16 protein-coding genes and 1 pseudogene are annotated in these 18109 nt (G+C 48.6%); 7 read left to right on the plus strand and 10 right to left on the minus strand.

Annotated features, from left to right (window positions below; genetic code table 11):
* Nucleotides 1-30: 30 nt before the first annotated feature.
* Nucleotides 31-600 carry a KUP/HAK/KT family potassium transporter gene (locus tag QT397_14185; GenBank protein WNZ58544.1) on the minus strand — a complete coding sequence of 190 codons (570 nt, stop codon included), beginning with the start codon at nucleotides 598-600 and terminating at the stop codon, nucleotides 31-33.
* Nucleotides 601-626: 26 nt separating this feature from the next.
* Nucleotides 627-1919, minus strand: coding sequence for a KUP/HAK/KT family potassium transporter (locus QT397_14190; GenBank protein ID WNZ58437.1), 1293 nt, complete (start codon nucleotides 1917-1919; stop codon nucleotides 627-629).
* Between the two features lie 304 nt (nucleotides 1920-2223).
* Here QT397_14190 and QT397_14195 point away from each other — a divergent pair, with 304 nt between their 5' ends.
* Nucleotides 2224-3864: an acetolactate synthase large subunit gene (locus QT397_14195; GenBank protein ID WNZ58438.1), complete on the plus strand. Its 1641-nt coding sequence runs from the start codon at nucleotides 2224-2226 to the stop codon at nucleotides 3862-3864.
* A 50-nt stretch (nucleotides 3865-3914) separates the two neighbouring features.
* Here QT397_14195 and QT397_14200 read toward each other — a convergent pair whose 3' ends face one another.
* The 4 genes from QT397_14200 to QT397_14215 all read right to left on the minus strand — a co-directional run bounded on the left by QT397_14200 (nucleotide 3915) and on the right by QT397_14215 (nucleotide 8447).
* Entirely contained in the window at nucleotides 3915-5147 is a 1233-nt protein-coding gene (locus tag QT397_14200) for a hypothetical protein (GenBank protein ID WNZ58439.1), read from the minus strand.
* Between the two features lie 304 nt (nucleotides 5148-5451).
* Nucleotides 5452-6477, minus strand: coding sequence for a biotin/lipoyl-binding protein (locus tag QT397_14205; protein ID WNZ58440.1), 1026 nt, complete (start codon nucleotides 6475-6477; stop codon nucleotides 5452-5454).
* A gap of 5 nt (nucleotides 6478-6482) precedes the next feature.
* Nucleotides 6483-7748: a glycosyltransferase gene (locus QT397_14210; GenBank protein ID WNZ58441.1), complete on the minus strand. Its 1266-nt coding sequence runs from the start codon at nucleotides 7746-7748 to the stop codon at nucleotides 6483-6485.
* Between the two features lie 447 nt (nucleotides 7749-8195).
* The gene (locus QT397_14215) at nucleotides 8196-8447 is read right to left on the minus strand and encodes a hypothetical protein (protein WNZ58442.1); all 252 of its coding nucleotides are present in this window, start codon (nucleotides 8445-8447) and stop codon (nucleotides 8196-8198) included.
* A 171-nt stretch (nucleotides 8448-8618) separates the two neighbouring features.
* On the opposite strand from QT397_14215, the gene norR reads away from it, so the two are divergent.
* Both norR and QT397_14225 read left to right on the plus strand, forming a co-directional pair.
* On the plus strand, nucleotides 8619-10190 hold the full coding sequence (gene norR, locus QT397_14220; GenBank protein ID WNZ58443.1) for a nitric oxide reductase transcriptional regulator NorR: 1572 nt from the start codon (nucleotides 8619-8621) through the stop codon (nucleotides 10188-10190).
* A 23-nt stretch (nucleotides 10191-10213) separates the two neighbouring features.
* The gene (locus QT397_14225) at nucleotides 10214-10486 is read left to right on the plus strand and encodes a hypothetical protein (protein WNZ58444.1); all 273 of its coding nucleotides are present in this window, start codon (nucleotides 10214-10216) and stop codon (nucleotides 10484-10486) included.
* 96 nt (nucleotides 10487-10582) lie between these two features.
* Here QT397_14225 and QT397_14230 read toward each other — a convergent pair whose 3' ends face one another.
* Nucleotides 10583-10909, minus strand: a complete 327-nt coding sequence (locus QT397_14230) for an energy transducer TonB (GenBank protein ID WNZ58445.1) — start codon at nucleotides 10907-10909, stop codon at nucleotides 10583-10585.
* A gap of 306 nt (nucleotides 10910-11215) precedes the next feature.
* Nucleotides 11216-13347 (minus strand): annotated as a pseudogene (locus QT397_14235) (heavy metal translocating P-type ATPase).
* 131 nt (nucleotides 13348-13478) lie between these two features.
* Between QT397_14235 and cadR the strand changes: the two are divergent.
* From cadR to QT397_14250, 3 genes are all read left to right on the plus strand, one after another.
* On the plus strand, nucleotides 13479-13913 hold the full coding sequence (gene cadR, locus QT397_14240; GenBank protein WNZ58446.1) for a Cd(II)/Pb(II)-responsive transcriptional regulator: 435 nt from the start codon (nucleotides 13479-13481) through the stop codon (nucleotides 13911-13913).
* A gap of 21 nt (nucleotides 13914-13934) precedes the next feature.
* Complete coding sequence (locus QT397_14245; protein ID WNZ58447.1) at nucleotides 13935-14771, plus strand: metallophosphoesterase; 837 nt, start codon at nucleotides 13935-13937, stop codon at nucleotides 14769-14771.
* A gap of 104 nt (nucleotides 14772-14875) precedes the next feature.
* Nucleotides 14876-15280 carry a thioesterase family protein gene (locus QT397_14250; protein WNZ58448.1) on the plus strand — a complete coding sequence of 135 codons (405 nt, stop codon included), beginning with the start codon at nucleotides 14876-14878 and terminating at the stop codon, nucleotides 15278-15280.
* Between the two features lie 39 nt (nucleotides 15281-15319).
* On the opposite strand, the gene QT397_14255 is transcribed toward QT397_14250, so the two are convergent.
* Entirely contained in the window at nucleotides 15320-15757 is a 438-nt protein-coding gene (locus QT397_14255) for a cupin domain-containing protein (GenBank protein WNZ58449.1), read from the minus strand.
* Between the two features lie 11 nt (nucleotides 15758-15768).
* Entirely contained in the window at nucleotides 15769-16944 is a 1176-nt protein-coding gene (locus QT397_14260; protein ID WNZ58450.1) for a thiolase family protein, read from the minus strand.
* Nucleotides 16945-17174: 230 nt separating this feature from the next.
* Here QT397_14260 and QT397_14265 point away from each other — a divergent pair, with 230 nt between their 5' ends.
* Nucleotides 17175-18035, plus strand: coding sequence for a LysR substrate-binding domain-containing protein (locus tag QT397_14265; GenBank protein ID WNZ58451.1), 861 nt, complete (start codon nucleotides 17175-17177; stop codon nucleotides 18033-18035).
* Nucleotides 18036-18109: the final 74 nt, after the last annotated feature.

Below are 18109 nucleotides of genomic sequence, written 5' to 3' on the forward strand. Positions count from 1 at the left end.
GTCAGTTATTTGATAAAATAGCTTGTCAATTCAGATCATTATATTCTCTTGTACTTCGACAGTCCTGTTAGCCGGGATACGATAATATTCAATAGCACTGCTTGAATTCCTTACCATTGCAGCAAAGATCCGCTCTCGCCAATTTGCCATTTTGCTATAGCCACCTTTAACAGGAAATATATTGTATCGGCAGGTAAAGAAAGAAGACTTACTTGGATCTATATCCAAAAGGTGCATTTTGTTGAGTTTATTTATGGCCCCTTCGACATCTGGGCGTTCCATATATCCATAACGTAAGATTAGCCTGAAGCATCCCTCTCTGATCTTACTAATGATTGCTCGGTTCTTTGGGAGTACTTTTGGTGTATTGGCCGACGTAACGGTTAGGAAAAGGTTCTTTTCATGAAGGACACTATTATGTTTCAAATTGTATATTAGGGCATGAGGTACAAAGAGTTGATTGGTTCCCACAAATATCGCTGTTCCAGGTACTCGTAATGGGGGGTTATCAAAAAGTGAGTTTAAATAGGGTTCCAATTTATAATTCTTACCCTGCAAGTAACAATTTATTGCTTTTTTTCCATCTCTCCAAGTAATCATCAGCATCGCAATAAATGCGGCTAAACTTATAGAGAACCACCCCCGTGGCCAATCTTTGCCAGGTTTGAAGTAACAAAGGCAAAATCAATAAAAGCAAAGAATGAGCCGACAGCTAGGCAAATTAGCAGATTGTATTTGAGGTAGTGGCGATACACGATTGCTGCAATGCAGGAGGTAATCAACATTGCGCCACTCACTGACACACCATAAGCACTAGCCAGGTGGACTGAGCTTCCAAAGAGAATTGCCACTAGTATTACCGCTGTCATTAATAGGTAATTGACCCCGGGCATATAAACTTGCCCCACGAGTGCTGATGACGTGTGCCGGATGGCAAAACGGGGCATCAAGCCAAGTTGGATTCCTTGTTTTGTCAGGGAGAAGGTCCCCGAGATACAGGCCTGGGAAGCGATGCAGGTTGCTACAGTTGCAAGAATAATCATTGGGTAGAGCGACCAGTCCGGGTACATCCGGTAAAAGGGGTTGTCTACCGCAGAGGTGTCACTAATAAGTAGAGCGCCCTGTCCCATATAGTTCAACACGAGGGCGGGGAACACCAAACCTATCCAGGCAATTCTTATAGGCATGCGTCCAAAATGCCCCATGTCGGTATATAGGGCCTCTCCTCCGGTAAACACCAGTAATACTGCACCTAATATCCAGAATGAAGCCATGCCATGGTTAGTGAGGAAGCTAACAGCATGCAAGGGATTAATGGAGTGGAGAATTACAGGATTCTGGAGCACCCAGTAAAGGCCCGCGAGCAGCAAAACTAAGAACCAGATGGCGGTAATCGGGCCGAACAGTTTCCCCACGGTTTCGGTGCCGAAGCGCTGTACAAAAAACAATCCAAAGAGTATGCCGATAGAAATTGGCAGGATAAACGGTTTTAGAGTTTTGTTGACTATCTCCAGTCCTTCGACTGCGGAGAGAACGGAGATGGCTGGTGTGATAACGGCATCACCAAAAAATAGTGCCGCGCCACAGATCCCGCCGCCTATAATGAACTTTCTTAATAATTCTCGCCCTTTTGTCGCTTCTAGGGCCAGCGTCATCAGCGCCATGATCCCGCCTTCCCCTCGGTTGTCCAGGCGCATTACCAATATGACGTACTTAATAGTGACAATGAGGGTAAGTGCCCAGAAGACAGCAGACACCCCACCAATAATGGTCTCTGTGTTATGGGGAATTCCAAACCGGGGGTGGAAAATCAGTTTAAAGGCGTAGAGTGGGCTGGTACCGATATCACCAAATACAACCCCGAGAGCGGCAAGTGAGAGAACCCAGTGTTTTCTTGCGCCTTCTGAGCGAGATTCCATTTGCAACTCTTATCATCCAGTGTCATACAAAGGCAGTGATTTAATACTTATCAGGGAGTTTGCTGTCATCACTTGGATGGTGGGTATCAGCGCGCAAGAAATTAATTTTCCCTGAGACTGATCTTAGCAATACATTGCTAAGGCACCATGTGAGCTACTGTGCAGGGTGCAAACTTATGAGCCGATAAAGTGAGATGTAAGAGAGGTATCCGCGTAATTGAGCAATCGTGTCAGGCAGTTATAAAAACAGCTCTTTTGGCGGGGATCTTATTGTTAGTAAGGCGGGACTACAGGAGCCTCCCCAATGAAAGCATCGGACCTTTTTATTCGTGCCCTAGAGAAAGAGGGCGTTGAGTATATTTTCGCGATTCCTGGTGAGGAAAACCTGGATATGCTGGAATCTTTGCGGGGCTCAAAGATAAAACTAATTGTCACGCGCCATGAACAGGGTGCCGGTTTTATGGCTGCTACCTATGGTCGGCTTACGGGCAAACCAGGTGTCTGCATGTCTACTTTGGGGCCGGGGGCCACGAACCTTGTGACAGCTGCAGCCTATGCCCAGCTCGGTGGAATGCCGATGGTGATGGTCACAGGTCAAAAACCTATCAAAAGTTCTAAGCAAGGCCAGTTCCAGATTATTGATATTGTTGACATGATGCGTCCACTCACCAAGTTCACCAAGACCATTGTGGGTGGCGACTATGTGCCAGCTCATGTCCGTGAAGCCTTTCGGCAATCGGAAGAGGAGCGGCCGGGGGCAACCCACTTGGAATTTCCTGAAGATATTGCCCGTGAACACTCCACCATGCCGGTCTTGGAGCCCAGCTATAACCGCAGGCCAATTGCCGAAGAGAAGGCAGTGCGCAAAGCTGCAGAAGCGATTGAGGCATCCCGTAAACCTCTGCTGTTGGTGGGAGCAGGCGCAAACCGTAAATTAACCGCCAAAATGTTGCGCAAGTTTGTCGACAAATTGGGTATTCCGGTGGTCACAACTCAGATGGGCAAGGGAGTAATTGATGAATCGGGCCCGCACTTTATTGGCAACACCGCGCTATCGGATGGGGATTTTGTTCACCGGGCCATTGAGCAGGCCGACCTGATTATCAATGTGGGTCATGATGTTGTAGAAAAACCGCCTTTCTTTATGCGTCCCGGTGGCCCGGAAGTTGTACATATCAACTTCAATTCAGCGCAGGTGGACCCGGTCTACTTTCCGCAGATAGAGGTGGTTGGCGATATTGCCAACAGCTTGTGGCAGCTGGACCAGCACTTGGAACCCCAGGATCACTGGAGCTTTACCGATGCGCACCGTATCCGTGCCGCGCTTCAAAAGCACATCCAGGAGGGCTCAAATACCACCACTTTCCCAATTCGTCCGCAACGACTGGTAAAGGATCTCCGCGAAGTAATGCCGGAGAAGGGCATTATTGCGCTTGATAATGGCATGTTCAAAATATGGTTCGCGCGGAATTATCCTGCTTTAGCCCCGAATACCGTGCTGCTCGACAACGCACTGGCAACGATGGGGGCGGGCTTGCCTTCGGCAATGGCTGCCAAGTTGGTATGCCCAGACCGCCGTGTGGTTGCAATTTGTGGGGATGGGGGCTTTATGATGAATTCCCAGGAGATTGAAACGGCGGTTCGTTTAAAAATTGACCTCATCGTACTTATTTTACGCGATGATGCCTACGGTATGATCAAGTGGAAGCAGGCCATGATGGAGTTTGATAACTTTGGTCTGGATTTTGGTAACCCTGATTTTGTCGACTATGCAAAATCCTATGGTGCTCATGGCCACAGAATAACGGCCACGGATGAGTTTAAGCCGATGATAGAAAAATGCTGTAGGGCGGGTGGGGTCCATCTCGTGGATGTGCCAGTGGATTACAGTCACAACGACCGTATCCTGAACCATGAAATTAGGGAGTTATCGAGTAAGTTGTAGGCGCTAGCCGGCTCGGGTAAGGTGGTTGTAACAGGGCGGGCGGCTTTCTTTTAAACAAGCTCCTCGGGCCCGAGTACTTTAAAGTAGGGGCCAATATCCAGCCTTATGGAGGACATGGCAATCTTGATCATTTCTCTGCGATCTTCAAGTATGTCCTCCTTAGCTATTCCATGTAGAACCATATAATCTTCATATTTCCCGGTAATAAAGTCCTCTTTCCGTATACCTTCGTAAGCTCTACATAAAACTCCATGAAGGTTCTCTATGAATTGGCGGCGGCTCTGCATTGTTTGTCGGGGTCCATGTTCGACTTCGAGTTCATGAGCATGTTCATAGTTGATATTCACCAAGCAAAAATTTGTTTTGTTCTCTTTCCATGCTCTTGCCGCCTGGTTGAGTTCTACGATCAGGGTGAAGGGCAGGTCGGCAAACATGGGATTGTGGTCAGTGAAATCGAGAAATGCGTATCCTGCCCTAAGGTAACTGCTGGCTCTTTCAGTGAGGTCGTAACTATGAATATCACCGGTACGGATTGACTCGCTGTCGGTATCCATCTGGCAGTTGAGACACAAAAACCCTATTTCCACTTCTGAGCTGGCATGGCCGCAAGCATTGCAAATAAGTAGTGTGCCGGGTTTGTCGTAGTCACTGCCGAAGTGTAAAAGCTCCTTTCGACATTTGGGGCAAATCAGGTCTTCACCTTCCCTGAAGTCAGCTTCGCGTCCCAGGTAGGCGCAGCTGAAATGGTGCAGATAGAAGTCTTCGGTAAGGTTAGAGGATCTGCATACCGCACACTCTTCACGGACATTAAACTGGGAACCTCCACAGCCGTTACAGATATGGCGTCGATCGAAAAACTTGCCCTGTAGAAATCCTGATTCGATCAGTTTTTCACATTCCGTCACAACCGTCGGGCTGTCGAGGATAATATTAAAATCAACAGTAGCTTTGGAGTTGGGGCTATAGTGCGGCGAGAGACTTACGCCAGATACAAATAATCGCGCTAGTATTTTGTCGCTATCTTTCTGAGTGGTGTGGAAATCCAGGTGGACTTGCGCGCGCCGATAGTGAAAGTCGTCAATAACCTGGCTCACAACGGGCATATCCTGCGCACTAAGCTTTGAGCAATCCAGATCTGCCTTCTCGCCGACTGTTCCAGTGAGATCAATAACCGGGAGTAGATACAAGCCACCACGCATATGCCATATATGCGTCAGGTCATCTATTGATGCTGGCTCCTCAATTAAAATAGCGTCTTTGGATTCACCGGTATGCGATGTCACCTTAGAGTCGCCGGGCCAGCGAAAAAAGCTATATTCGTCACTTAAAAAGGAGATGCTGATTCCTCCACACCTATATAACAGCTGGCGTTTGAAAGATTAACTGAGTGTTTTAGCTTATTTCATGCCAGTTATACGTAACTGTGTAGCCTGTAGTGTATATGGCGTCCCTTTAACTGAATAGATTGTTGAGTATTTAAGAAAAGATAGGTGAAAAATTGGCAATAGGCAGGGATAGGTGCCCTACGTCCCTGGCAGGAATTAGGAATAATTGTATGACATAAAAGATAGTCGTCATCTGGGGGAGTTAATTAATAAATTTATCAATAATGACATCAATCCAGTCAATCTTTAGGGTTATGGTAACTTTCTCGTTCACCGGAAATTTTGATGGGTCAAGTAAGACTATTTTCGCTAACTGATTACGCGATGTGGGCTTGAATGTATTTTGGAACTCCTGGGGTAGTGCGGCTGAGAGGGGGATCATTTCTACAAGTACCCCTTTGTCTTTAAAGCGTCCACCAGTAACCAACACCTCCATTCCAGGCTTGATCACGAATTGATATTGATTGGGAAGATAAGCGAGGACATAGGCCTCCCCGGTGTAGATAGCCATTAGTGGCTCTCCGGCATCATAAACATTGCCTACATGGGGAACCGATGCGCCCACCAGCCCAGAGGTAGGGCTTTGAATAATACCGTTGTTGTAATGTTCTTCCAGTTTTCTTAATGCTTGTTCTGAGCGGTAGAGCGCCTCGTCTACAGACCTGCGCTTTCCTTCTAATGTGGCGCTTTCTACTTGAAGTTTTACAAGGGTTTCACTTGCTTCAAAACTATCTTTCAGTACATCTTGATAGCCGACCTCGCTGACAACGCCTTTATCCGCAAGCTTATTAATTCTATCTACGATTCTTCCAATTTGCTCCTTTCGTTCTTGTGCTGGTAGTAATAATTTTTTGGCTGTTTCGGCTATTAAAGTAAATTCTGCGGAGATTTGCATCAAGTTGGCTTGTCGGTTGGATAGGTCCGCTATACGCTCCAACAACTCCATAGATTCGATCTTTAGTAGTAGTTCGCCCTCCTTTACCATTTGTCCTTCATCAACAGAAACCTCTACCACTTTTACTAGATATCCCATTTCAATGACGCTTTGATCGCGTAGTACCAACCCATCGCTTCGCAGTAAAAACCAGTCACCCCATATATAGCGAATAACGCCAATACCAAATAGGATTAACATAACCAGATATATTCTACGGCTCGCTGAACCCCGTGTTTTGCGTTGCTCGCTTTCGAAGCTATCGGGGCGTAATCGTTTTCGCAGAGCCTTCATTCAAGCTACTCGCGAACACGATGGACTTTTAATGGTGCGAAAGAATCCTTGTAAGACGTTCTAAAAACCCACTCCTGCACATAAGCGTAGAGTCGCACTACTCGCATAAAATTCACATAAAATATGCTGTAAGCTGGAATATAAGGCCAAAGGGGAAGTGATTTAACTTTTGGAGTCGCATAAGAGGCTAAAGCAAAGGTAATAGTATCGAGTGCAATCAGTACGACTTGGGCACCGGCCAAGATAAACCAGGAGTTATCACCGTAGCGCACGAATAGCCAGACTAAATAGACTGGTAAAGCTATTGCGGCAATAACATTGAAAACCAGGAATTCATACTGGTGGAAGAATTCTTTTAGTTGCATTCCTTGGCGGAACGGATTAATAAAATGCAGGTACTTGCGGTAGCGAAGACGAATAGCATCTCGCTCCCACCTAAAGCGCTGGCGCATCAGAACGGTAATACTGGTGGGAACATCGGTATAACAAATCGCTTCAGGGGCAAATTCAACTCTCCAGCCATAATCTCGCAAGCGAAAGGTGATATCTAAGTCTTCTCCTCCGCCGGCATCGAAGCCGCCAATTTGATTCATTGCGGATACCCTAAAAGCACTGAAGGCTCCGGAGGCGCAACACATCTGGTCGAGCATCGCTAAGGAGTGCCGCCCTAAACAGATACTGATTACATATTCGATAGCTTGAAATGAGCTGAGTATATTGGCTGTTGAGTTTCGGACGATCACATTGCCCGAAACCACTCCAACCTTGGGATCGGCAAAGCCTTGCATTACATATTTCATGGCGTGGCGATCGAAGGTGCAGTCGCAATCAATTGAGGCGATAAAGTCGCCTGTTGAAAATCTCTGTCCTAAATTAAGGGCTGAGGCCTTGCCTCCACGCAGTTCTGTTGCATGAGCGCCATCCAAGCGGCCCTTGTTTTGCAGGTAGTGAATATCGTCTCGGGTTTTATCTGTGGAGCCATCGCTGATTGCAATTACTTCATAGGGGATATAGCTTTGTTCCTGTAAGCGCTCGCCGCACTTTTCAATAGAGTTTTCTTCGTTGTGACCGGCGATGACTGCAGTGAGTCTGCCCAGGGATTCAATGTCCTCCTCGTACTCTGGTTTTGTGGCGAAAAAGAATACCGAGGTAAAAAACGACATTAAATATCTAGGGAATTCCAATACCACCACGATCCAAAACATCGTAAAGAGGGTGGCGTAGCTCTGAGTGGCAAAGAAAGTAATTCCATCATCGATCATTTCCCACATTTAGGTCTGCTCCTGAATAAGCGAATACAGACCCCGGCTATTGCTGTTACCTATCTGTGATGTGGTAGTGATCTTATTAGGAGAACAGCGAGTGTCTCGCGGTACCTCGCTTGGGTGGACTAGGGGGCGAGCATGGAAGGTTGGTCTTACGCTTGGCTTCCATTCACTGGTAAGGGATATCAGCTCACTGCTTATAAAGGCTAAGCCCAATTTTGATACCCCCTGACTTTGGCCCTTTATGCTATAGAGCCTGTAAAAGAGACCTTGGCTCAACCAGAGGGGCAGCCATAAGTCTCCCTAGAAGGAAATGCTATCTCTGAGACTGTCAGTATAGTCCACGGTGGTTTGAGGTGTCGGGCAATGCTGAACCCCAGAGCCAGCAGGGGCTCTGGGTTGATTTATTCGCTGCTATTAGGAAGGGGGAATTCGGAGGTGGCGGTTCAGCCTTTATCGAACCTCAAGGTCCAGGTTGTATTGAGCAACCACACGACCTATGTAGCCCAGTTTTAGAAACGTCGCACTAATCACCATAAAGATATGTCCGGCGACCTGCGTGGGAATTGAAAACAGGTGAGACAGGGGATAGCAAATAACAATCGTAAGAATAAGCAGGGGAACTGACAGAAGCAGCGTAAAGTTACCGGCTTTTAGTAGTAGCTTGAAACGCTCACGCAGTAAGGGGTTTTCCGTATTCAGCATATCGGCCTCAGGTTCAAACGGCGTCAATCTATCTTTAGCAACTGCTATGCCAAATATAAATACCAATAAAAACAATGAGTTATGGTTTATTTTTGGTGTTTGTGTGTCAAATTGACCTTTATGGTTGCTGTGTCATAATGACTCTTAAAGGTCTTTTGGACTGACTTGGCTATGGTAGATACCAACGCAACCTTACTGCTCGAAGTGGCTCTGGACCTGGCTAATAGCCTTAACAACAGCGATCGTTTTGAGCGTCTGCTCTCTACTATCCGCAAAGCGATCAAGTGCGATGCTGTTGCCTTGCTTGGGCTCAATGGCGATACACTCACCCCCCTCGCAGTCCAAGGGCTTGCCCGACGGACCCTAGGGCGGCGATTCCTGATTGATGAGCATCCACGGCTAGCGCAAATCTGCGCCTCGGAACACCCGGTCCGCTTCCCCTCTGACTGTCAGCTACCAGATCCCTTCGATGGTTTGCTGTTGGATAGGGAGGGAGATCTTCCCGTGCACTCTTGTATGGGCTTGCCTCTCTATTCAGATAACCACCTGATTGGTCTGGTGACAGTGGATAGCATGACAGCAGATGCCTATGCCCGAATCAGTGATCGAACCCTTGAACTGATAGCCGCGCTGTCTGCGGCCACTTTACGCACAGCTTTAGAGCTAAAGGCCCTGTCACACTCCGCTGAGCATGCTGAGCAATTGGTGAAAGACCTAACCCAGCAGGCACTGGAGCGGGATGGAGGTGAATTAATTGGTGAGAGCGCGGAAATGCAGTCCCTGCGCAGTGAGATAGAGCTGGTGGCTGGGTCGGATTACAACGTGCTGATTCTCGGTGAAACAGGGGTGGGGAAAGAGCTGGTGGCCCGTACCGTCCACAGGTTGTCGACTCGCAAGGAGAAGTCCTTAGTCTATTTGAACTGCGCTTCCCTGACTGAAACCCTGGCGGAAGCTGAACTTTTTGGCCATTCAAAAGGGGCCTTCACCGGCGCAGATCGCGAGAGGCCCGGCAAATTTTTACTGGCGAACGGCGGCACTATTTTCCTGGATGAGGTTGGCGAGTTACCGCTTGTGGTGCAGAGCAAATTGTTGCGTGTATTGCAAAGTGGTGAGATTCAACCGGTAGGTAAGGATACGGTACAGCATGTAGATGTTCGTATTGTAGCGGCGACTAATAGGGATTTACGCAAAGGGATTGAAAACGGTACTTTCCGAGCTGATCTCTACCACCGCCTCTCTGTATATCCCCTTGAAGTCCCACCGCTATGTCGGAGGGGTAATGATGTCCTGCTGTTGGCAGACTACTTCTTGGAGCGCTCCCGCAGGAAGCTGGGTTTTCGTCAGTTGCGTCTCAGTACAGAGGCCACCAATAAGCTACAGCGATACGCTTGGCCGGGTAATGTTCGCGAGTTGGAACATATTATCAGCCGCGCAGCCCTTAGGGCCCGCAAAGGTAGCTCTCCAGAAGCTATTGTTGCCATTACTGCAGCACAAATTGAAATTCCCGATGATCTGGTTATTCAGAAGGCTCCGCAGAAACCGGTAGAGTCGCTGTCTGAGGCTATTGATTTAAGGGTGGAAACGGAAAACTATCAGCGCGAACTTATTGGGCGTGCCCTGGCTGAGACCGATGGGAACTGGAGTAAAGCGGCCAAATTACTATCCGTAGACCGAGGGAACTTGGTGCGTCTCGCTAAAAGGTTGGGTGTTTACATCAAGAAAGAGGTTGTTCGAGGTAAGTAATCTATTTGAAGCAAGGAGTTGCAATGTTGATTAGCGATAAAGGATTACGATTTTCGCTGGTTGTAGGGGTAATTTCCCTGGCTATCGGCTTACTGGCATTTGCGTATAACTGGAAAATAATTGGTGGGGGTTGGCCATATTTCGGTACATTTTTATTTCCAGGCAACCTTGTACTGTCATTCTTCTCTGAAGAAATAGATTTCTGGCCAAAGTTTGCACTTCAGATGAGTGGCCAGTTTCTGGTTCCCTTTTTGCTGGCACGTAGCCTTATTAGTTTTAGACGCTGGTGGAAGTGATAAGGGGTATTACGATTTGCATGTGATATTACTCCAAGTATTTGATAGAAGGCTAGAGCTGTAAATAGTTATACTTGCGATCTTGTATAAAAATAATTAAATCGCTAGCCACAATAAATATGCAAAAAATGTTTCTTGGCTATCAGGTTGATTCTCGGCAATATTATAAATGACTTTGGTTCTAATGTTATTGAACTCTTCTGGAGTTGCTTCATATTTAAAGTGTTTTGCTGTCTGGATAGCAGATTCTTCAAAGAAACCCGAGGGCTTACTTTTAATAACTCGGGGGTCTATCGGATCGCCGTTTTTATTAATGTCATACTCAACAATTACGTAGCCTTCCATCTGCTTTTCCAGCGCTTCTTGCGGGTATATTGGCAGTGATTTGTAAACAGGAACAGGCCCGCCTTTCTCTCTTGCCATTTCCCTGTCTTCAATGCTGGATTTATAAAAGTCAATGTACTGGGGGCATTCGTCGTAAGAGCTGCAATTTTTGCTTGTTGGAGAGTCAGTGCAACTGCAAAGAAGAAAAATAATAGATATCAGGGCTAATTTGTTCAAAACTTTTAATCTTCTTTGCACTTATTGAAATGGCAAGTGTAACACCCTATAGATTTTCTCTGTAGCTGTTAAATAGCAAGTAATCTATCCGGTATCTAGCGGAGTTAACGGAAAGACTGTATTGCTGAATTAGTACCGTTAACTAGAAAAGCCGTATATCAAACCGGCTCATTTCCTCATCACTCTCAACCCATTAAAAACCACGAGCAGGCTGGTCCCCATATCGGCAAAAACAGCCATCCACATGGTTGCCTCTCCGGCAAAAGCAAGCACCAGAAAGACCGCTTTAATGCCCAGCGCCAAGATAATGTTCTGCCAAAGAATATGGGCCGTTGAACGAGATAGTTGGATAAAGGTGGCGATCTTGCCCAGATTGTCGTCCATCAGGGCCACGTCAGCGGTTTCTATCGCTGTGTCGGTTCCCGTTGCTCCCATCGCAAACCCAATATCAGCACGTGCCAAGGCGGGGGCATCGTTAATGCCATCGCCAACCATGCCAACCTGGCCTTTTCCAGATAGAGCCTCCACCTCTCTGAGCTTGTCTTCCGGCAGTAGGTTGCCTTCAGCCCGATCGATGCCGACTTGTTTGGCAATCGCATCTGCAGTGTGCTGGTTGTCCCCGGAAAGCATCAGTGTTTTCACGCCCAGCTTGTGAAGGCTCTCAATGGCGTGTTGGCTCGATTCCTTCACGGTATCGGCGACAGCAAATATCGCCAGAACGGAGTTCTCCCGGGTCAGCATCACAACAGTTTTCCCTTCTTCCTCAAGGGTTCCCAATTGGCGCTCCAGCTCGGCGGAGCAAATGCCCAATTCTTCAATAAGCCGGTGGTTACCCAGGTAGCACTGATCTCCCTGAATTCTGCCCCTGACGCCGCGCCCGGCCAGGGCTTCAAAAGTATCCACTTCTTGTAGGCGTTCGTGGGGAATCTGAGCAAACTCAAGTACGGCCCTGGATACCGGATGATCGGAACGTTCGGCTAGGCTCGCCGCCAGGGTTTGTACCTCTTCCGCGGGCATTGGCGCTAACACTTTAAAATCCGTGACGGTTGGCAGGCCATGGGTGATGGTTCCAGTTTTATCCAATGCCAACCAGCGAATGTGGCGCCCCTGCTCAAGGTAGGCCCCGCCTTTAACAAGGATTCCGTGGCGGGTGGCCGATGCCAAGCCGCTTACGATGGTGACAGGAGTTGCAATCACCAGTGCGCAGGGGCAGGCGATTACCAGTAACACGAGTGCGCGATAGATCCATTCCATCCAGCTGACGGCAAAAAGCAGCGGCGGTATTACCGCAGTAGCCAGTGCCACTGCAAATACTAGGGGCGTATACCAGTGGGCGAATTGGTCGACAAAGCGCTGGGTTGGCGCGCGACTACCTTGTGCGGCTTCCACCGCATGAATAATTCGGGCGAGCAGGTTATCGTTGGCAGCAGCCGTAGATTGGTATTCGAGTGCCCCGGATTCGTTGATACTGCCGGCGAAAAGTTCATCTCCAGGGCCTTTGTCTACCGGAAGGCTCTCCCCGGTAATTGGGGCCTGGTTTACAGCTGAATTGCCGCGTATTACCTCCCCATCTAGAGCGATACGTTCGCCGGGGCGCACCCGGATGGTTGTGCCAACCGGAACAGTCTTGGCTGACATGGAAACCCACTCGCCATCTGGCCCCTGTACAGTGGCGGTTTCCGGGGCCAGGTCCATTAACTCCCGAATCGCATTGCGGGCACGATCCAGGGATTTGGCTTCAATTAATTCTGCCAGGGTGAATAACACCATCACCATTGCTGCCTCGGGCCAGTGACCGATAAGCAGGGCGCCGGTGACCGCGATGGACATCAGCGCGTTCATATTCAGGTTGCGATTGCTGAGCGCGATCCAGCCCTTTTTGTAGGTCGTGAGTCCGCCGCCAGCGATAGCGGCCAGGGCCAGTATCATTACCAGCCAATTGTTCCCCCCTGTAACCAGAATACGACCTCGGAGGCAATCGCCGCCAAACCGGCAGCGCCCAATAACCACCAGTTTGCATGGGTGGTAGGTGGCGCGGAATCGATGTCATCTTCCGTGGCCAGGCGTGCGTCCAGGTCAAGAGGGGTTAGGGTGTTGAGGATCTTGCTCTCCATACCTGGCGCGTGGCGCACCTGTAGGATTCGCTGCACCAGATTAAAGTCCAGCTGGTAAATGCCCTGCATGCCGGAGAGCTTGGCGCGTATCAACCCCTCTTCAGTGGGGCAGTCCATCTTGCTGATGGAGAACAGGGACAGGTCACCTTTGTCGCTATTGTTATTGGTGTTTTGAATTGGCGTCATGGTTGTGGCTTGGGTTGCCCCGCTGCAGCCACAGCTGGAATCGCGCTTGACCATTATTCACTCTCGGATAGATCAGTCAGTGAGCCAGTATTACAATCCCTCTAGTAACTATAGAGTCAAGAGGGAGTGGCATGGCTTACAAGATTGGTGAAGCTGCCAGGAGAGTAGGCTGCAAAGTGGAAACGGTTCGTTACTACGAGCAGGCAGGGCTACTGCCAGAGCCCGCTCGCTCAGAGGGTAATTTCCGGCTTTACTCAGAGTCTCACCTGGAACAACTGCGTTTTATTCGCCACTGTCGTTCTCTGGATATCCCCCTCGAGGATATTCGCAACCTGTTGAGATTAAAAGAGGCTCCATCGCAAAGCTGCACTGATATTGATAGCGTGGTTGATGATCAAATTCAACGAGTCGAAAAACAACTGGAATCGCTCAAGCAGTTACGAAAAAGCTTGGTAGATTTACGCAATCGATGTGAGGGTGGCCAGGCAATTAATGCCTGTGACATTATGCGGGAGCTGACAGATTGTAGCTGTCATGGCCATCCGGCAAATAATAATGAGTGTTAGTCGTAAATTTTGGGCCTTGTTTTGAGTAAGTGGCGTATAGCTTTTATCGTATTATTTTGTATTGGTTTGTTGTTGGCCGTATGGGCATTTATCATTGAGCCAGCAAGTTTCCGAATTAATGAAGATGATATTGTCGTAGATGCCTGGCCAAAGGAATGTAACGGGCTAAGGGTCGCGATACTTGCTGACCTGCATGTAGGTTCCCCTTACAAGGGGCGGAAGAGCTTACAAAACCTGGTTGAGGCTGTTAATAAAAGCCAACCCGACCTTATTCTCCTACCCGGTGACTTTGTTATTCAGGGGGTTGTTGGAGGTAAATTCGTTCCGCCGGAGGATGCAGCGGGAATTCTTAAAGAACTCAAGGCCCCGATGGGGGTGTTTGCCGTATTGGGAAATCATGATTGGTGGCTTGATGCAGCGCGGGTTGAGCAATCCCTTGAAAGCCAGGGAATTTCAGTGCTTGAGGATAAGTCAGTAAGTCTGGTTAGTAGCGAATGTAAATTACGACTAGTGGGAATCAGTGATTTTTGGGAGGGGCCTCACGATGTTAAAAAAGCAATGCAGGGGATAGATGAAGGTGAGACGGTATTGGCCTTCACTCATAATCCGGATATTTTCCCCGAACTGCCTGCGGAGCTGTCATTAACTATCGCCGGGCATACTCACGGGGGCCAGGTCTACTTGCCGTTTATTGGGCGGCCCATAGTACCTTCAAGTTACGGGCAGCGTTTTGCTATTGGGCATATTGTTGAAGGTGATAAACACCTCTATGTAAGCCCTGGGGTAGGGACCAGTATTTTGCCAGTACGTTTCCTGGTGCCACCAGAAGTAACTGTATTATCCATATTTGGTCCTTGAGGTTTGATCTCTCAATGATGGATTTGGGTAGGTGGTTTGGTAGGAATGGAGCGGGGACCTTCACATATAATTCCAGCCCAGATAAGAAATAACGGGTTGATACGATGATAACAGTCAAACGAAAAGTACTGTTCGGGGATTGTGATCCCGAGGGAATCGTATACACCCCAAGATTCTCATCGTTTGCACTTGAGGCAACCCATGATGCAATGGCTGTTCTGCTTGAAGGGCCTGCTATCGCCAGAATGAAACAACTGGGTTTTCTTACACCTGTAAGAGCTTTTAACCTGGAGTTTCTATCCCCTGTAACCTGGGATCAAGAATTAAGTATCCATGTTTCTGTTGCGGATATTGGTAATCACTCTTTTACGTTTCAAACGAAAGGCTTTTTGGATAATGGGATACTAGCGTTCACCGCTAATATTACCTATGTCACTCTGTCATCCCCTGAAAAGGAGAAGACCCCATTGCCTGGCTATCTTAGAGAAGCCCTGCTGCGCGTCAGTTAGCTGCTAATTCATCGGCAAGTTATTAGAGTAGGGTGCTTCCTAATTATCTTTTTGAAAGACCGTTGTCGGAATTCCCTTAGCACCAGCGTAAAAAATGATGAGTGTCGCAGGCTTGTCGCCTTCATTGCGCCCAAAATGCCACATATCGGTGACTTCAACGTAGGCTTTCCCCTCATCCAAAGTTAGGCTTTTATCCTGGTCAACGAGGGTAACTTTTAAAGTGCCTTCGGCAACATAGACGCTATTAGGTACGGGGTGTTTGTGCACTGGTAGCCGTGCGCCTGGCTCGATTGTCACACGCACCACAGAGAGCTCTGGCTGCCCCTCTGGATATTGGGGTAGGGTATCTCCGGCCCAATCCTTGGTCGATTCTACCAGTGTGTCAAATTTTACCCCCTGCATATTTTCCTGTAGATAACCCACCAAGGGGAGCAGTAGCAATAATACTAGGGCAGCCATAGGCTTCCAGGTGTTCATGGGCTGATTCCTTATCGCTCTAAGTAAGCAGCCGTCGCCATACCGCCGGCAGTGCAGACACCAATAATTGCCCGATGGGCGTCGCGCCGGCCCAGTTCTAACAGGGTTGAACCCAGATAGCGGATGCCCGACATACCGTAGGGGTGGCCGAGCGCAATAGCACCGCCATTAACATTGGTAATGTCCCAAGGGGTTTTGAGTTCAGCCTGGTTGTATAGGGTGGTTACGGCAAAAGCCTCATGTAGCTCCCAAAGGTCAATCATATCCTGGGTGAGTTGGTGGCGCTTCATAAGGCGACTGACCGCTGGCGCTACCGCAATACTCATCTCTTTTGGCGCTACCGCTCCCAGCTGCATACCGCGAAACAGCCCCAGAATAGGCAGGTTTCTCTGCGCTGCCAGTTCAGCATCCATCATGACGACCGCTGCGGCCCCATCGGATAACTGGGACGCATTACCGGGAGTTATCGTCCCTCCTGTGTTCACCGGTTCCAGCGCAGACAGGGCTTCCATGGTTGTGCCGGGGCGGGGGCCTTCATCTTCTGACAAGGTGACTTTCAGGCGATTGGTTTCGCCACTCTCCTTATCTTTCACTGCCATTACCGTATCAAACGGCGTGATTTCCTCGGCAAACTTTCCGGCCTTTTGAGCTTCGGCAACACGCTTTTGTGATTCAACCACATAGCGATCCTGATCTTCGCGACTGATGTTGTATTGATCGGCGACATAGTCGGCCGTTTGGATCATGGTCCACCAAACTGCCGGCACTTTCTTTTGTAAGGGCTCATAGACAAAATGGTTCAGGTTCAAGTTGAACTGCACCAGGCTGATACTCTCGACGCCACCGGCCACCCCAATTTGCATTTCGCCTGCGGCAATACGGTTGGCCACAATAGAAGCCGCATTGAGGCCAGAGCCGCAGTAGCGATTTATAGTAAAACCCGGCACTTGAGACCCAAAGCCGGCAAATAGTGCCGCGTTGCGCGCGACATTGTGCCCAGTAGCCCCCTCGGGTAAGCCGCACCCCAACACAACGTCTTCCACTTCCTGTGGCGTTAAACCCGCCTTATAAACCACCTCCCTCAGGACATGGGCAGCCATAGAAATACCGTGAGTTTCATTCAGCGCACCCCGCCTGGCTTTGGCGATGGCAGTTCGGCAATAGGCAACAACGGCGACATCTCTCATGGGTGTAGCTCACACGATCGGGGAGGGGATGTGTTTACATTAGATCAGATAGAGGGGCTTGCAGGAGGGAGGTGAGTTTGGAGCTGCTTTCAAGCGTAACCGCTCCAAAGGGAGGGGTTGTTTTGGGCTAGATTCTCCTCAATTTTGGCAGCTAACACGTTGAGGGAGCCTGTAGTACCCATGATAATCTGCCATTCACAAAATAATGGTATGGCATCACAGTATTCTTCATGCGGAAACTTCCCTCGACTAACTTGCTGGTAACCTTTGATGCGGCTGCTCGGCACTTAAGCTTCAAGGACGCTGCACAAGAGCTTCATGTAACACCTTCCGCTGTTGGGCACCAGATACGAACGCTGGAGGCGGAGTTGCAAACCAAGCTATTTATTCGTTTCAATCGAACTATTGAACTTACGGGTGTTGGTAGGGAATACCATCTGAAAATTGCCAAGGCACTGGAAGTGATTCGACGGGCAACTTTGGATTTACTTGCGCGGGATCAAAATAAAACACTTACCATCCACAGTATTCCATTTCTGACCAATACAGTACTCGCCCCAAATATCAAATCCTTTAAAGCGCTATACCCCACAGTGTGTATTAGTATCGAGTCTCAAATCGCCCGCGCTAGCATAGACCCTGGCGAGCTGCAGGTTGCTATACGTTATGACAAGGAGTCGAATGATGATTTGTGTTACCGGGAGATCTCAAGGGTGCGAATTTCACCGGTTTGCGCGCCGGGTTACTTGAAGAACGATCGAGCAAATCAGATCCAATTGTCTACAGATAAGCTGGGTTGGCAAAGATGGTCGGCAGATTGGGGCTTATCAGTTGAATTCAATGAGACGCTGACTTGTGATGGCTTACAACCCGTACTCGAGATGGCCGAGCAAGGGTTGGGAGTCGCAATGGGATACTTTCCCGCACTAACGCCTAAAGTCAGATCTGGAGAGCTTGAACTACTCTACCCTGAAAAATTCAGTGAGCTGGCTCCTTTGTATCTTGCCTTTAGCAAGTCATCGGAGGGTAACGAAATTATTGAAGGATTTGTTCGCTGGTTTATAGAAGTTGTCCATTCCCTAGAAGGTTAATCACCTAGCTTTATTTTCCCAGACAAGATTTTCTTGCCTGAGCCTAAGGAAAAACCCATTTGTCGCAGTGTTGT

It is taken from the genome of Microbulbifer sp. MKSA007, assembly GCA_032615215.1.
GTDB lineage: Bacteria > Pseudomonadota > Gammaproteobacteria > Pseudomonadales > Cellvibrionaceae > Microbulbifer.